Below are 13,741 nucleotides of genomic sequence, written 5' to 3' on the forward strand. Positions count from 1 at the left end.
TTTTATTAATCAGCTAATCCTTGCATCATTTCTTCCATACCACCAAAATTCAAAATAAATGTAGAGTAATAATGGTCAAATAAGTCTTTTAAATATTGCCCTAAATCTACTTCTTCAAATTGATTCGTGTTTTCGTTCTTTTGGTTAATTTGATACCCTCTGTTTTTGGTAATGGTATATAAAAATAAAGTATGAAAATATACAGCAGTGTAGTACTTTCTATTAGCTATTTCAATTTGTTCTTCATTAGGGTTATTGTATTTAGATTTGAAGTTTTTTAACACAGTACTGTCCATGTTTATGAAAATACTGTTCAAATTATCTCCTTCTGCCTCAGGAACCATTACTGTTTTAAAATCTATATCTAAACCAGTAGCTTCTTCAACATCTTCCCAAGAGACTGCATTTTCACCCTTTTCTTCTTTGTTGTCATAAGCAAAAACCATTTTAGGTAACCCTAAAGGTTCATTATCATGTTCATCTGTAGGTATTTTTTCCTTTTTCTCTTCAGAACCAGATATCTTGACCCAAAAAATTTCATCAAAATCTCCATTTGGAGAAGTTAGAGACACTTTTAATTGAACAGTATCACTTACTTTTAGTTCTTCTTTAGGGTTAAAACTAACTCTTATAGCCCCTTTATTAGGGCTACTTTTGTTAACATTGAATAGTTCGCTAACTTCTTTTGGCTCTCCAGTTTCATTACCTCCTTTAGTTTCGTTTTCTTTTACTTTTAAAACAGCTATTTTGAGTTCTCCAGGTTCATCAGTTCTATCAAAATAATCATTTGCGCAATCTGTGCTAAAGCGAATAGTTTTCTCTCCATTAAGAGGAATTTTTGCAATCTCTGTATCTCCTTTAGCTTTAGAGTTTATTTTGAATTGTGATGGGAATCTTTGAGGTAAAAAGGGCGTTTCAATCTTTTTGGAATCAGATTTTTTCTTCTTTTTTTTGTTTTTAGTATCCTTTTTTAAATCTAACTTAAATGTGTCCCCTAGTAACTTCATTAAGTCTGAATTTAAGGGAAGGTTTTTAGTAAAGTTTTTAAGCAACTGATTTGTATTTGTTGATGTATCAACATTAACTGCTTGCCTTCTAAACTTCTGTATTTCGCTTAACCTTCCATCCTTCGAACTCAATTTAGATGCTAAGTAATGCCTCAATTGTTGTGTTTCTTCTCCATCTTTTAATCTGTCTCGAGAAGCCATAAAAGAGTTCTTTTCTAAATTCATATTTCATTTCTGTACAATCTACATGAATCAAAAGATGATTTTTTAAAAGATTAAGTTTCAATGAGCGTGTAATAAACTCAGAAGTATAAAAACCATGTACTTGACCATTCATAGAGAACATGACATTCATACCATTCTTAAAGTACCTTCTCCTGATTTCATCCTTGGTCTTCTTCAAATCAAATTCTTTGATTTTGACATTAAAAACAAAACATGAAACTTTCATTTTTCCAAATAACTCATCTTCATAAGTTTCAGAAAATTGATCTGATATATAATCTCCTTTTTCTTTTTGAAGTCTTTTTTTAAGACCAAATAGATCATTCGAAAGCACTTTATTGTTTGGGTATCTTTCGGCTGTATCTATAGTTAGCATTGGAAGAGCAGGGCTAAATAGAAACTCATTAATACTCTGGTTTAAGTCTTGTGCAAATCCAGAATATCCTTTTGGAAACTGATAGGAATACATTTTAATAATTGTACCTGTTTTGAATACTCTATTCTCTAACCCTAAATCAAGACTATCTATTTTGAATGAGGGAATTTTGTCATCTATTAATAAATATTCGTACCAAGTTTCTTTAGCTTGATCGTTTTCAGTTTTTGGATGCTCTCTAACTAATGTAAAACCAAAATCACCGGTGTTGTCGAACCTTTTAGAAGCTATAAGTTGATACCTTTTTTTACCACAAAAGACGATTGCTCCACTTCCTCCCATATTATACTTGCCTTGAACAAAATGGACATTGTTTTTATTTCCTCTAAGAAGCGAAAGGAACGTTTCTTCAAACTTTTCTGGATGCTGTCCTTCACCATTGTCATATATTATAACTGAAGTAGGAATTTTTTTAAACTTATTTCTTGGACCCTTTCCATCCGCTATAATTTGAATTTCTTCAGCTTGAGATTTTCTGAATTCTTTTAAATCCCAATTATTGTTTGGATAGAAAGATTCTATCGCTTCATCCATTGAATTTGGTGCATCTTCAGACTTAGGGTCTATTCCTAATTCCCAACACTTTTTTGTTAATAAAGCATCAATTGAGTTTGTTGTTTTTTCTATAAGTGCTGCAATTGGGCTAGATTGTTGATTTTTTACAACACCATAATTACTTTTGTTGTTTCCTAAAGGTTTCCAATTTGAGTTTTGAAAAACAACTTCGTAATTATCTATAATTAATTGCAGGTCGTTTTCATCTTTTGCTTTGAAGAGTTTCCAAAATAACTCTTTGCTTTTTACAATGTTCATAGTTGCTCTTTTATCAAAAGTAATGAAATATGTTTAGAGCCAGAAGGATGATATATTTATGAATACTTAAAAAAATATAATCCACCAAATATCCATTTACAACTAATCTCTCTTTCAAATTTGTATATTTGAGCTATGAATGTACGACTTACTGAAGCACAGAAAATAAAAATCCTGAACTCTGAGGATATTTATTAGATCATGTAACAAATTTTACTCCGTCAAAATAAAATCAGACGAAGTTAAGAATATTTTTGGGCAGTAGGATTAGACAATAACAACACAATTTTGTTCATAGAGTTAATTCCCATTGGACGTTCTAATCGAGTATACATTTCTCCTCCAGATGTCTTTCGAATGGGAATCTATGAACTGGCAGTATCAATGATTATGGTTCATAATCATCAAAGTGGAAAAATTGACGATTCTGAATCAGATAAAGAGTTGGCTGATAGGTTGCTCAAAGCTGCAAAAATCATTGAGATTGATGTTGTAGACCATTTAGTCATCACTGAAAAAGAGTACTTTAGTTTTGCTGATGTAGGATTTATTAAAGATTTTGAGATTAACGGTTTATTAGAATTAGCGGGGAAAGAAAAAGAAGAGGTCAAATCCCTAAAATTAGAGATTGAGAAAAGTAGAGCAAAAAAAGAAGAAGCCTTGGAAATTGCCAAACAGCTTAAAAGAAATGATGTAAGCAATGAAATAATTTCAGAATCTACAGGTCTAGCTATTGAAGAGGTCAAAAAGTTAAAGGTTAGAAAGAAATAATTCTAAAAAAGTCCGTACAATATTGCTTTTTGTATTAAAAATAAGGGTTAGTTAACTTCTGCTGTTGTTATTCTGTATTTGCACAACCATTGCATGATTATTTTTTTACCTTTGCTTTGATGAAGTCATTAGCAATCTTACTGTCATTAATAATGCTGTTTTTATCATTGAACCCGTGTTCTGATGGTCAAAATTTTGAAGACCAATTTCAAGATGAAATAAGCGTTAATCATAATCACCAAGACGATAGCAATGATACTTGTCCTGCCACTTGTATTTGTAGTTGTTGTGGAATGTCAATAACCTACTTGTCTATTGAACTTTACGACCTAAGTTACAGTGAAAAAATCTCTACGAAAATAGTTTCCTTATATCAATCAAACTACAGATTTGATTTTCATTCTTCTATTTGGCAACCGCCACAAGCTTAATTCAGTTTTTATAGGATAGATATATCCATTTATGAACCAAAACAAGGTTCTCATTACACTGGTTTTTAGTAATCGAACTGGTGTACATCGAATAGTTTAACTGAATTAATACATTTTTATGATTAATAAAATCATTGATTTTTCAATCAACAATAAATTTATCATTGGTTTGCTCACGCTAACCATCATTGGAGCTGGTATATGGAGTATGACCAAAGTACCTATAGATGCTGTTCCAGACATTACAAATAATCAAGTACAAGTAATTACACAGTCTCCAAATTTAGGGACAGAAGATATTGAGCAAATAATCACGTATCCTATAGAGGTTGCTATGAGTAATTTGCCTAATGTCGAAGAAATTCGCTCTACTTCACGTTTTGGTTTATCTGTCGTAACCATTGTTTTTGATGATGATATGGGAACCTATTTGCCACGCCAATTGGTAGCAGAGAAACTTAACCAAGTAAAAGAACAAATTCCTGAAGGTTTTGGAGAACCTTCAATGGGTCCTATTTCCACAGGGCTAGGAGAAATATATCAATATACGCTTAAAGTAAAACCTGAGTATAAAGACCAATACTCAATTTCCGATTTACGCACAATGCAAGATTGGATAGTACAACGACAAATGGCTATGGTAGATGGTGTTGTAGAAGTAAATGCCATAGGCGGAAAAATAAAACAATACGAAGTTGCAGTTGATCCTAATGATTTAAAGGCTATAGGATTGACCATTTCAGATGTATTTGAAGCTCTTAAAGTAAACAACCAAAATACCGGAGGTGCTTATATCGAGAAGAACCATCAAGCTAATTTTATTCGAGGAGAAGGTTTGGTACGTAGTTTAGATGATATTAAAAAGATTACAGTTAAAACCATCAATAATGTTCCTGTTACTATAAATGATATTGCAAAGGTTCAATATGGTTCTGCAATTCGTTATGGTGCTTTGACACAAGATGGTGAAGGTGAAGTTGTCGGTGGTTTGGTGATGATGCTTAAAGGCGCTAATTCTAATGATGTTATTGAGAATGTAAAAGAAAGAATGGAGCAAATTCAAAAATCGTTACCCGAAGGTGTTGTTATAGAACCTCTTTTAGATAGAAGCAAACTAATAGGTGAGACAACTTCAACTGTTGCTAATAACCTAATAGAAGGTGCATTGATAGTCATATTTGTGCTCATATTCTTACTTGGTAATTGGCGTGGCGGTTTAATTGTTGCTTCCACGATTCCATTATCTCTATTATTTGCTTTCATTTTGATGAACGTTTTTGGTGTTTGGGCTAACCTAATGAGTTTGGGAGCTATCGACTTTGGAATCATTGTCGATGGTGCAGTTATAATTGTCGAGGCTACAGTATTCTTGATTGCATCTCAAGTAATTAAAAAGAAAAAAATGTCCTCAAAAGAACGTGATAGTATAACATCATCTGCTTCAAAAAAAATGATGAACGCTGCTTTCTTTGGTCAATTAATTATTCTAATAGTGTTTCTGCCAATTCTTGCATTAGAGGGTATCGAAGGAAAGATGTTCAAGCCAATGGCATTAACCTTTATTTTTGCGATGATTGGAGCAATGGTGCTGTGTCTTACCTATGTGCCTATGATGTCTGCTTTGGTGTTAAAAGCTCCAAAATCAGATAAAAAATCGTATGGCGACAAATTTGTTCATTGGGTAGAGAACAAATACCAACCATTGTTAGAAAGAGCTTTACAAAAAGGAAAATTAATTATTGGTGTTGCCATAGGTCTATTTGCACTTGCAGTTTTTATGTTTACCAAAATGGGTGGAGAATTTATACCACAATTAGATGAAGGTGATATCGCATTTCACGCTATTTTAAAGCCTGGAAGTTCTCTTACAGAGACTATTGAAACAACAACTAAAATTGAGCAAATTGTAAAGTCAAAATTTCCAGAGGTAGATAAAATTGTCAGTCGTATAGGTGTTGCTGAAATACCTACTGACCCAATGCCAATGGATATTGCTGATGTATTCGTAATTCTAAAACCAAAAAGTGAATGGACAACAGTATCTTCAAAAGATGAACTTATCGAAGAAATGAAAGAAGCAGTTGAAATTGTTCCTGGCGTTAATTATGAATTTACCCAACCTATTGAAATGCGTTTTAATGAATTACTTGAAGGTGTACGGGAAGATATAGCAATAAAACTTTATGGTGAAGATATTAATGTACTTTCACAAAAAGCTCAAGAAATATCAAAGATTATTGCAGGAACAGAAGGCATAGGTGATATGAAAGCGGAAGCTACAACAGGTTTGCCTCAGATGACGATTGTCTATAATAGAAATAAGTTAGCTCAATACGGATTACAGATAAACACGTTAAACCAGACCGTACAATCTGCATTTGCTGGAGGTACAGCAGGCGTTATTTTTGAAGGTGAAAAACGTTTTGATTTAGTAGTACGCTTGAGTTCTGAAAACCGAAAAGACATAACTGATATAAGAAACCTGTTTATCAACTTACCATCTGGTGCTCAAATACCATTAAAAGAAGTCGCTGACATATCATATAAAGCGGGTCCAATGCAGATAAGTAGAGATAACACTAACAGAAGAACTTATGTGGGTGTTAATGTTAGGGGAAGAGATGTAAAATCATTGGTAACTGAAATTAAATCAAAATTAGATGCGCAATTAGAGCTACCATCTGGTTATTTTATTCGTTATGGTGGTGCTTTTGAAAATTTAGAGCGGGCCAGTGGTCGTTTACTAACTGTTGTGCCTATTGCATTGTTACTCATTTTTATATTGATATACTTTGCATTAAAATCATTACCACAAACCTTAATGATTTATATAGCTATCCCAATGGCTACGATTGGTGGCGTTGTTGCTTTGTGGTTACGTGATATGCCATTTAGTATATCGGCTGGTGTAGGTTTCATAGTACTATTTGGTGTTGCTGTTTTAAATGGGCTGGTTATGGTTAGTGGACTCAATGAGTTAAAAGAAGAAGGTGTAACTAATCTAAAAGACAGGATAATAGAAGGTACAAAAAGAAGGATTAGACCTATTATGCTAACGGCTTTTACTGATGTTTTAGGTTTCTTACCGATGGCAGTTTCTGCATCAGCAGGTGCAGAAGTACAACGCCCATTAGCAACTGTAGTTATTGGTGGTTTGTTGACCTCTACATTACTTACCTTGTTTGTTCTACCAATTTTATATCATTGGGTAGAGAACAAGTCATTTACTTTTAAATCAAATAAAAAAATGATTACAGCAACAGTCGTTTTAGTGATGCTATTTGGTTTTTCGTTAAAGAGCAATGCACAAGACGTAACCGATACACTTCCAAAAATAACATTGTTAGAGGCTGTAAAACTCTCAAAAAGCAATTACCCTCTTTTAAAGCAAAAACAGTTAGAAATCACAAAGCAAGAACAATTAAAAACTATAGCCTATGATTTTGGTACAACTAAAATCTTTACCGGTGGCGAAGAGATCAATAGCGATAACGGAGTTTACACTACCGTTGGTATAGGTCAGTCCAGCATAGATATATTTGGTATTGGTGCAAAAAAACGATTACAAGAGCAACGTATTCAATTAGCACAAAAAGCCTATAAACTTTCAGAACTGGAATTGGAATTGGAAGTTAAAAAGGCGTGGGCTTATTGTTATCAAATGAAAAGGAAATACAACCTCTATAAAGAATTGGATTCTATTTATAACAACTTTGAAAAAGCAGTAGCCTTAAATTATGAAGTCGAAGCGATTTCCAAATTAGAGTATTCAGCTGCTAAAAATCAAGCTTTACAAGTTCAGAGTAAAAAAACACAAGCGCATAGCGATTATATTGTTGCTTTGCAGCAGTTAAATCTCTGGTTAGTTTCAGATAGAATCTTTACCGTTTCAGATGAGTTTGGTGATAATTTGTTAACTGACAATGATGCTTTTAAAATTGAGCAACATCCTTTATATAGCATATCACAGAATTTAGTAAGTGAAGCAAAAGCAAAATATAAAGCTGCTAAAGTAGGTAGCTTGCCGAAATTCAACTTGCAGGGTGGATTACAAAAAGTAAACGGAAATTCAGGATTTTATAGTTATCAAGCAGGTATTTCTATTCCATTTTTATCAGGTACTAACAGAGCTAAAATAAGAACGGCTAAAGTTGATAAAGAAATTATAGAAACAAATCTGCAATTTAAAAGAAAGGAAGTGCAATCAAGATATTTGCAAGCCAAAGAAAATTATAAGAAATGGAAAGCAACTTGGGAGTTTTATAAAGATAAAGTACTCATAGTAACCAAAGAACAAAAAAAGGGTGCTTTATTTGCGTATAAGGAAGGGGAAATAGATTATACCACATTTACGCAGTTAATAAAAGAAGCCATCCAATCTGAGCTAGAATCTCAAACAGCATTAATCAATTATTTAGAAAGTACATTTCAATTACAATATTTTAATAAATAAGACAATGAAAAATATATCATATAAAATTCTAACAATATCAATATTAGTATTTCTTGTTACAGCTTGTGGTAATAAGGAAAGCCAAAGCGAGAATGATAGTCATTCCAATAAAGAAGAATTTAAAACTGAGATGGGCGAAGAACATAATGAAGAAGAAGTAATATTATCTCAACAACAGTTTGAAGCTCTTAAAATGAAAATTGATTCACTTTCATTACGCAATATGAGCGGTTATGTCGAAGCTAACGGAACATTAGAAGTTCCTCCTCAAAACGAAGCTGCAATTACTTCTATCGTTGGTGCTAACGTAGTATCTATTAAAGTGATTGAAGGTGATAAAGTCAGTAAAGGTCAGGTAGTGGCTTACCTTTCACATCCGAATATTATAAAACTACAAACTAATTATTTAAATGCTTACAGCAATAATAATTTTTTGAAAAAGAATTATGAGCGTCAGAAAAAATTATATGATGGAGGTGTAGGATCTGGTGCTAATTTTCAAAAGGCTGAAGCTGAATACGATGCTTCAAAATTAATGGTAAACGGCCTAGCTGCCCAATTAAAAATACTAAATATTAATATTACATCTCTGAGTAATGGCAGTATTACTCAACAAATACCATTATTAAGCCCAATAGAAGGTTTTGTGCAAAAGGTTGAAGTTAAGACAGGTCAATATGTAGAGCCACAAACAGAGTTGTTTGAAGTAGTTAATACGCACCACGTACACGCAGATCTAATGGTATTTGAAAAAGATGTCTATAAAGTGAAGAAAGGTCAAAAAGTAGATTTTATAGTGCAATCTATTCCAGATACAGAACTTACAGCGGAAATATATTCTGTTAGCAAAACTTTTGAAGAGAACCCAAAAGCAGTCCATGTTCATGCAGAAATAGAAAATAAAAATGGTAACTTAATTCCTGGAATGTATATTAAAGGGAGAATACAAGTAGATAAAAATAGAGTATCCGCTTTGCCTGAAAGTGCCATTTTCAAAGAAGGAGATAAACATTACGTCTTTTCGGGAGAAAAGGAAAATGATAATTGGAGCTTTAAACCTGTCGAGGTAATTATTGGGGGAAAAGATGGTAAATGGGTAGCGATTCAATTTATTAAAGAAATAGAAGAAAGTACAAAATTTGCTTACAATAATGCTTATTATCTTATGGCGGAAATGAAAAAAGGAGAAGCAGAACACGATGATTAATTATGGAAACAATTGAACAGCTTTTAATATCTAAAAATATTCGTGTTACAGCAATGCGTCTATTGATTTATAAATTTTTAGCAGAAAAACAAATCGCTGTCACATTAAGTGATATAGAAAATGTGTTTGAAAAAGTAGATAGAACAACACTATACAGGACTATAAAAACCTTTGAAGAAAAGGCTATTGTTCATCAAATAAATGATGGTACAGGGATTACTAAATATGCCTTGTGTGAACAAGGTTGTGATTGTGATATAAAAAAGGATCTTCACTTACATTTTCATTGTAATAATTGTGGAGAGACTATTTGTTTAACAGATCACAAAATCCCTCAAATAAAAGTACCTGAAGGCTTTATTTCGGAAAATGTAAACTTGGTGGTAAAAGGTATTTGTGATAAATGCAGCGGGCAATAATACCATTCTGTATGGAATGAATAAAGTGTTTCTTAATCATTAGAATTCATAACATGTTTAAGTATGAAAATATTTTTAGGCTAGTCTAAAAATATTTTTATACTTGCTTAAATTTATTATATTTGTGCTCGAAAATGAGTCAAAATATGAAGATTAAAGTATTATTATTCATAGCAATTTGCTTTATTGCTTTTATTTCATGTGAACAATATGAACCCATTCTCCCCAAAAGTGAAGAAGTGCTCGATGGAGAAGTGGAAGGGTTAACATTTGCACAACGAGCCCAATTTTTAAGAGGTGATCAAGCATTTAGTGAGGTGTTTACTTCATCTACAGGATTAGGCCCATTATTTGTTACTAATAGTTGTATAAGTTGCCATGCAGGAGATGGAAAAGGGCATCCGTTTACAACACTTACCCGTTTTGGACAATCTGACAATACAGGTAATCAATTTCTAAATATGGGAGGTCCACAGCTTCAAAATAGAGCTCTACCTGGATACCAACCTGAAAGCTTACCAAATGGAGCTACATTTTCAAAATTTACACCCCCAGCTGTTACTGGTTTAGGTTTTTTACAATATGTAACAGATGCAGATATTTTGGCAATGGCTGATCCAAATGATACAAATGGAGATGGTATTTCAGGAGTTCCACATTGGATTACGTTAAAAGAGTTTATTGTACCTGCCTCTAATGCTATTACACAGAATGGACAGTACATTCATCGATTTGGTAAAAAAGCAGCAGCCTATGATTTATTAGACCAAACAGTAGGAGCTTATAATCAAGATATGGGTATCACTTCAACTTTTAACCTTATAGATACATATAGTGGCTTATCTATCGATCCTGAAGTCTCAGACAATGTTGTTCGTGATGTAGTTGTTTACTTAGAAACCCTAAAGGCTCCTATTCCAAGAGATCAAGACGACCCTGAAGTAATTAATGGCAAGACTCTGTTTAACCGAATAAATTGTGCGGCTTGTCATATGCCTACCTTATCAACTGGTTACTCTTCAATTGAGGCTCTTTCATACAAAGAATTTAACCCTTATACAGATCTTTTATTACACGATATGGGCAGTGGTCTAGATGATGGTTATACAGAAGGGAATGCTTTAAGCTCAGAATGGAGAACGCCACCACTTTGGGGACTAGGGTTATCGCCATCTACACAAGGGGGGGAGTATTTTTTACTACATGATGGAAGAGCAAAAAGTATTGAAGAAGCCATATTATTGCACGGTGGTGAAGCTGAAAACAGTAAAAACCAATTTCAAAACCTTTCTGAATCAGAAAGAGCTAGTTTAATCAAGTTTTTAGAATCATTATAAAATGAAAAGAAAAGAATTTATCAAAACTTGTGGATATGCCTGTCTAGGAGCAACAGTATTTGCCCCACTATTACAAGCATGTGTTTCGACAAAAAGTATTACTGCCTCTATTAAAGGGGAGAATTTACTTGTACCCTTATCAAATTTTGAAAAGGATGGGAAAATACTCAAATACCTTGTAGTGAATAATCCACAACTGCAATATCCAATTTATGTATTTAGATTTTCAGAAAGCAATTATACTGCTTTATACATGCAATGTTCGCATCAAGGGAATGAAGTAACTGCCTATGGTGAAAAATTGGTTTGTTCTGCCCATGGGAGCGAGTTTGACAACAAAGGGAATGTTACCAGTGGTCCTGCATCAAGTCCGTTACGCAGATTTCAAACAAATTTGAACAATAAAAACATTCTTATTTCACTAAAGGAAGCATGAAATATCTAGTTATATCAATATTCATTTTATCATCTACTTTTAGTTTTGCGCAGGTAGATAATAAGCTATTTAAAAGGCAAAAAACTGACAGTGTAAAACAGCGACTGAATATGGATGCCGTATATAATAGACCTTTTTTGAGTTTTGGAAAACTCCCTATTTCAGTTGGGGGTTATGCAGAGGTAAACTGGCAACATATCGGAACAGATGGTATATCCGAAGGACATCAATTTCAGATGCGAAGGATAACTTTATTTGTAGCTTCTACTATTTCAAAGAAAATTAAGTTTTTAAGTGAAATAGAATTTGAAGAAGGAGGAAAAGAGATTGCTATTGAATTTGCTTCCTTGGATGTTGAATTTCATCCATTACTAAATCTAAGAGGAGGTATTATTATCAACCCTATTGGTGCATTTAATCAAAACCACGATGGTCCCAAATGGGAATTTACAGATCGTCCTATTTCAGCTACACAGATGTTACCTGCAACATGGAGCAATGCAGGTTTTGGACTATTTGGCAAAACCTATAAAAATGATTGGATGTTTGGTTATGAAATTTATCTTTCAGGTGGTTTTGATAATACCATTATTGATAATGAAGAAAGTAAAACATTTTTACCTGCTTCAAAAGAAAATGATGAACGTTTTGAAGAATCTGCAAGTGGTACACCGTTAACTACAGCCAAAATAGCAATTAGAAATAAAAAATTTGGAGAAATTGGTCTTTCTTATATGGGAGGAATTTATAACACCTTTCAAGATGATGGAATTATTTTGGACGAAAAACGTAGACTAAATGTATTTGCGATAGATTACAACACTACTCTATCTAAGACTAATACATTTATCACAGGGGAATGGGCTTGGATCAATGTAGATATTCCTGAAACCTACTCACAACAATATGGAGATAAACAATATGGCGGTTTTTTGGATATAGTTCAACCTATTTTAAAACAAAATATGTTTGGTTGGGAGAATGCGATACTAAATTTGGCTTGTCGATTAGAATATGTAGATTGGAATGTTGGTAAATTTAATGAAACAGGTGGAAATATAGGAGATGAGTTGTGGAGCGTAATGCCTGCTATTAGCTTTAGACCAACACCACAAACAGTTTTCCGATTGAATTATAGAATTCAAAGACAAACGGACATTCTTAACAATGAACCAGCTAAAACAGGTGGATTTAGTTTTGGTATTTCATCATACTTTTAATTGTTTTTTCTTTGAGGTTGTTAGTTGCAGAAACAATGCACTTCCATTGCATCAACTATTAAACTAATTTTATCAAAAATTAGTCAATATGAGACTCAATGTGAGAATACCTAATACTTTAAAAGATGCATACAATGCAGAATTAAAGCAGTATAAATATTACCTAAAAAAAGAGAAATACAATAATGCTTGGTATCACTTAGAGCGAAGTCATATTATTGGTCAATCTTACCCGTTAGAGCATACCTATTCTCATTGGTTAATGCTGAAATTTGGGTTTAGACAAAAAGACACTAAAGAAGTATTTGGACAGGTTGTCAGATTGCTTGTTGGTGGCTGGAAATCATTTATAAATCATGTCCCGCTCGGTAACACTGGAGGTTCAAATGTGCCGCCATTAAAAACTATGCCTATTCCAAATGATATTGAAAAACTATTTGAGGGCAGATGAAAAAAAAGAAAGTCAATTTAAGAGATTTAAAACCAAATTCAGAAGAACAACATAGCCATGATCACGGGCATAATCACGACCATGGAGATAGTAGTTCTTTCAAAACCTATATACCTGCAATTACAAGTTTTACGATGCTTATTATAGGGATAATATCAGATTATTTTGATATTCTCTTCTTTAAAGATTGGGTGCGTATTTCGTGGTACAGTATTGCATATCTACCTGTAGGTTTTCCTGTAGTAAAAGAAGGGTGGAGAAGTATCAAAAAAGGAGATGTATTTACTGAGTTCTTTTTAATGTCCATTGCAACTATTGGTGCATTTATCATTGGTGAATACCCAGAAGGTGTTGCAGTGATGTTATTCTATGCAGTTGGTGAACTATTTCAGGGAGCAGCAGTTAAAAGAGCCAAAGGAAACATTAAAGCATTATTAGATGTTCGTCCAAAAGAAGCCAATGTATTTCGTGATGGTGATTTTACAAGTGTTTCCCCAGAAGATGTAACTATTGGAGAGAAAATTCAAATTCGTGT

General features: G+C 33.1%; 10 protein-coding genes and 2 pseudogenes. 10 read left to right on the forward strand and 2 right to left on the reverse strand.

Features of this window, described 5'->3' with window-relative positions; genetic code table 11:
• Positions 1 to 5 precede the first annotated feature (5 nt).
• Both AAON49_RS14340 and AAON49_RS14345 read right to left on the reverse strand, forming a co-directional pair.
• Positions 6 to 1,208: a hypothetical protein gene (locus tag AAON49_RS14340; RefSeq protein ID WP_349555564.1), complete on the reverse strand. Its 1,203-nt coding sequence runs from the start codon at positions 1,206 to 1,208 to the stop codon at positions 6 to 8.
• Entirely contained in the window at positions 1,141 to 2,481 is a 1,341-nt protein-coding gene (locus tag AAON49_RS14345) for a hypothetical protein (RefSeq protein ID WP_349555565.1), read from the reverse strand. Before AAON49_RS14345 ends, AAON49_RS14340 begins: the two co-directional genes overlap by 68 nt.
• Before the next feature lie 258 nt (positions 2,482 to 2,739).
• Between AAON49_RS14345 and AAON49_RS14350 the strand changes: the two are divergent.
• The 10 genes and pseudogenes from AAON49_RS14350 to AAON49_RS14395 form a co-directional block, all read left to right on the forward strand.
• A pseudogene (locus AAON49_RS14350) lies at positions 2,740 to 3,252 on the forward strand (JAB domain-containing protein); the annotation flags it as partial.
• Between the two features lie 119 nt (positions 3,253 to 3,371).
• Positions 3,372 to 3,683 (forward strand): DUF6660 family protein, encoded by a 312-nt coding sequence (locus AAON49_RS14355; RefSeq protein ID WP_349555566.1) that lies wholly within the window; start codon positions 3,372 to 3,374, stop codon positions 3,681 to 3,683.
• Positions 3,684 to 3,801: 118 nt separating this feature from the next.
• Positions 3,802 to 8,136 (forward strand): CusA/CzcA family heavy metal efflux RND transporter, encoded by a 4,335-nt coding sequence (locus AAON49_RS14360; RefSeq protein WP_349555567.1) that lies wholly within the window; start codon positions 3,802 to 3,804, stop codon positions 8,134 to 8,136.
• A 4-nt stretch (positions 8,137 to 8,140) separates the two neighbouring features.
• Positions 8,141 to 9,343: an efflux RND transporter periplasmic adaptor subunit gene (locus AAON49_RS14365; protein ID WP_349555568.1), complete on the forward strand. Its 1,203-nt coding sequence runs from the start codon at positions 8,141 to 8,143 to the stop codon at positions 9,341 to 9,343.
• 2 nt (positions 9,344 to 9,345) lie between these two features.
• Complete coding sequence (locus tag AAON49_RS14370) at positions 9,346 to 9,762, forward strand: Fur family transcriptional regulator (protein WP_349555569.1); 417 nt, start codon at positions 9,346 to 9,348, stop codon at positions 9,760 to 9,762.
• Between the two features lie 146 nt (positions 9,763 to 9,908).
• Positions 9,909 to 11,099: a di-heme oxidoredictase family protein gene (locus AAON49_RS14375; protein WP_349555571.1), complete on the forward strand. Its 1,191-nt coding sequence runs from the start codon at positions 9,909 to 9,911 to the stop codon at positions 11,097 to 11,099.
• 1 nt (position 11,100) lies between these two features.
• Positions 11,101 to 11,535 (forward strand): QcrA and Rieske domain-containing protein, encoded by a 435-nt coding sequence (locus tag AAON49_RS14380; protein WP_349555572.1) that lies wholly within the window; start codon positions 11,101 to 11,103, stop codon positions 11,533 to 11,535.
• The gene (locus AAON49_RS14385; RefSeq protein WP_349555573.1) at positions 11,532 to 12,755 is read left to right on the forward strand and encodes a hypothetical protein; all 1,224 of its coding nucleotides are present in this window, start codon (positions 11,532 to 11,534) and stop codon (positions 12,753 to 12,755) included. The genes AAON49_RS14380 and AAON49_RS14385 overlap by 4 nt, the downstream gene beginning before the upstream one ends.
• An 88-nt stretch (positions 12,756 to 12,843) precedes the next feature.
• On the forward strand, positions 12,844 to 13,206 hold the full coding sequence (locus AAON49_RS14390; protein WP_349555574.1) for a DUF3703 domain-containing protein: 363 nt from the start codon (positions 12,844 to 12,846) through the stop codon (positions 13,204 to 13,206).
• Positions 13,203 to 13,741, forward strand: a pseudogene (locus tag AAON49_RS14395) (heavy metal translocating P-type ATPase); the annotation flags it as partial. The gene AAON49_RS14390 and the pseudogene AAON49_RS14395, both read left to right, overlap by 4 nt.

The organism is Pseudotenacibaculum sp. MALMAid0570, from assembly GCF_040151415.1.
In the GTDB taxonomy this organism is placed as follows: Bacteria; Bacteroidota; Bacteroidia; order Flavobacteriales; family Flavobacteriaceae; genus Polaribacter.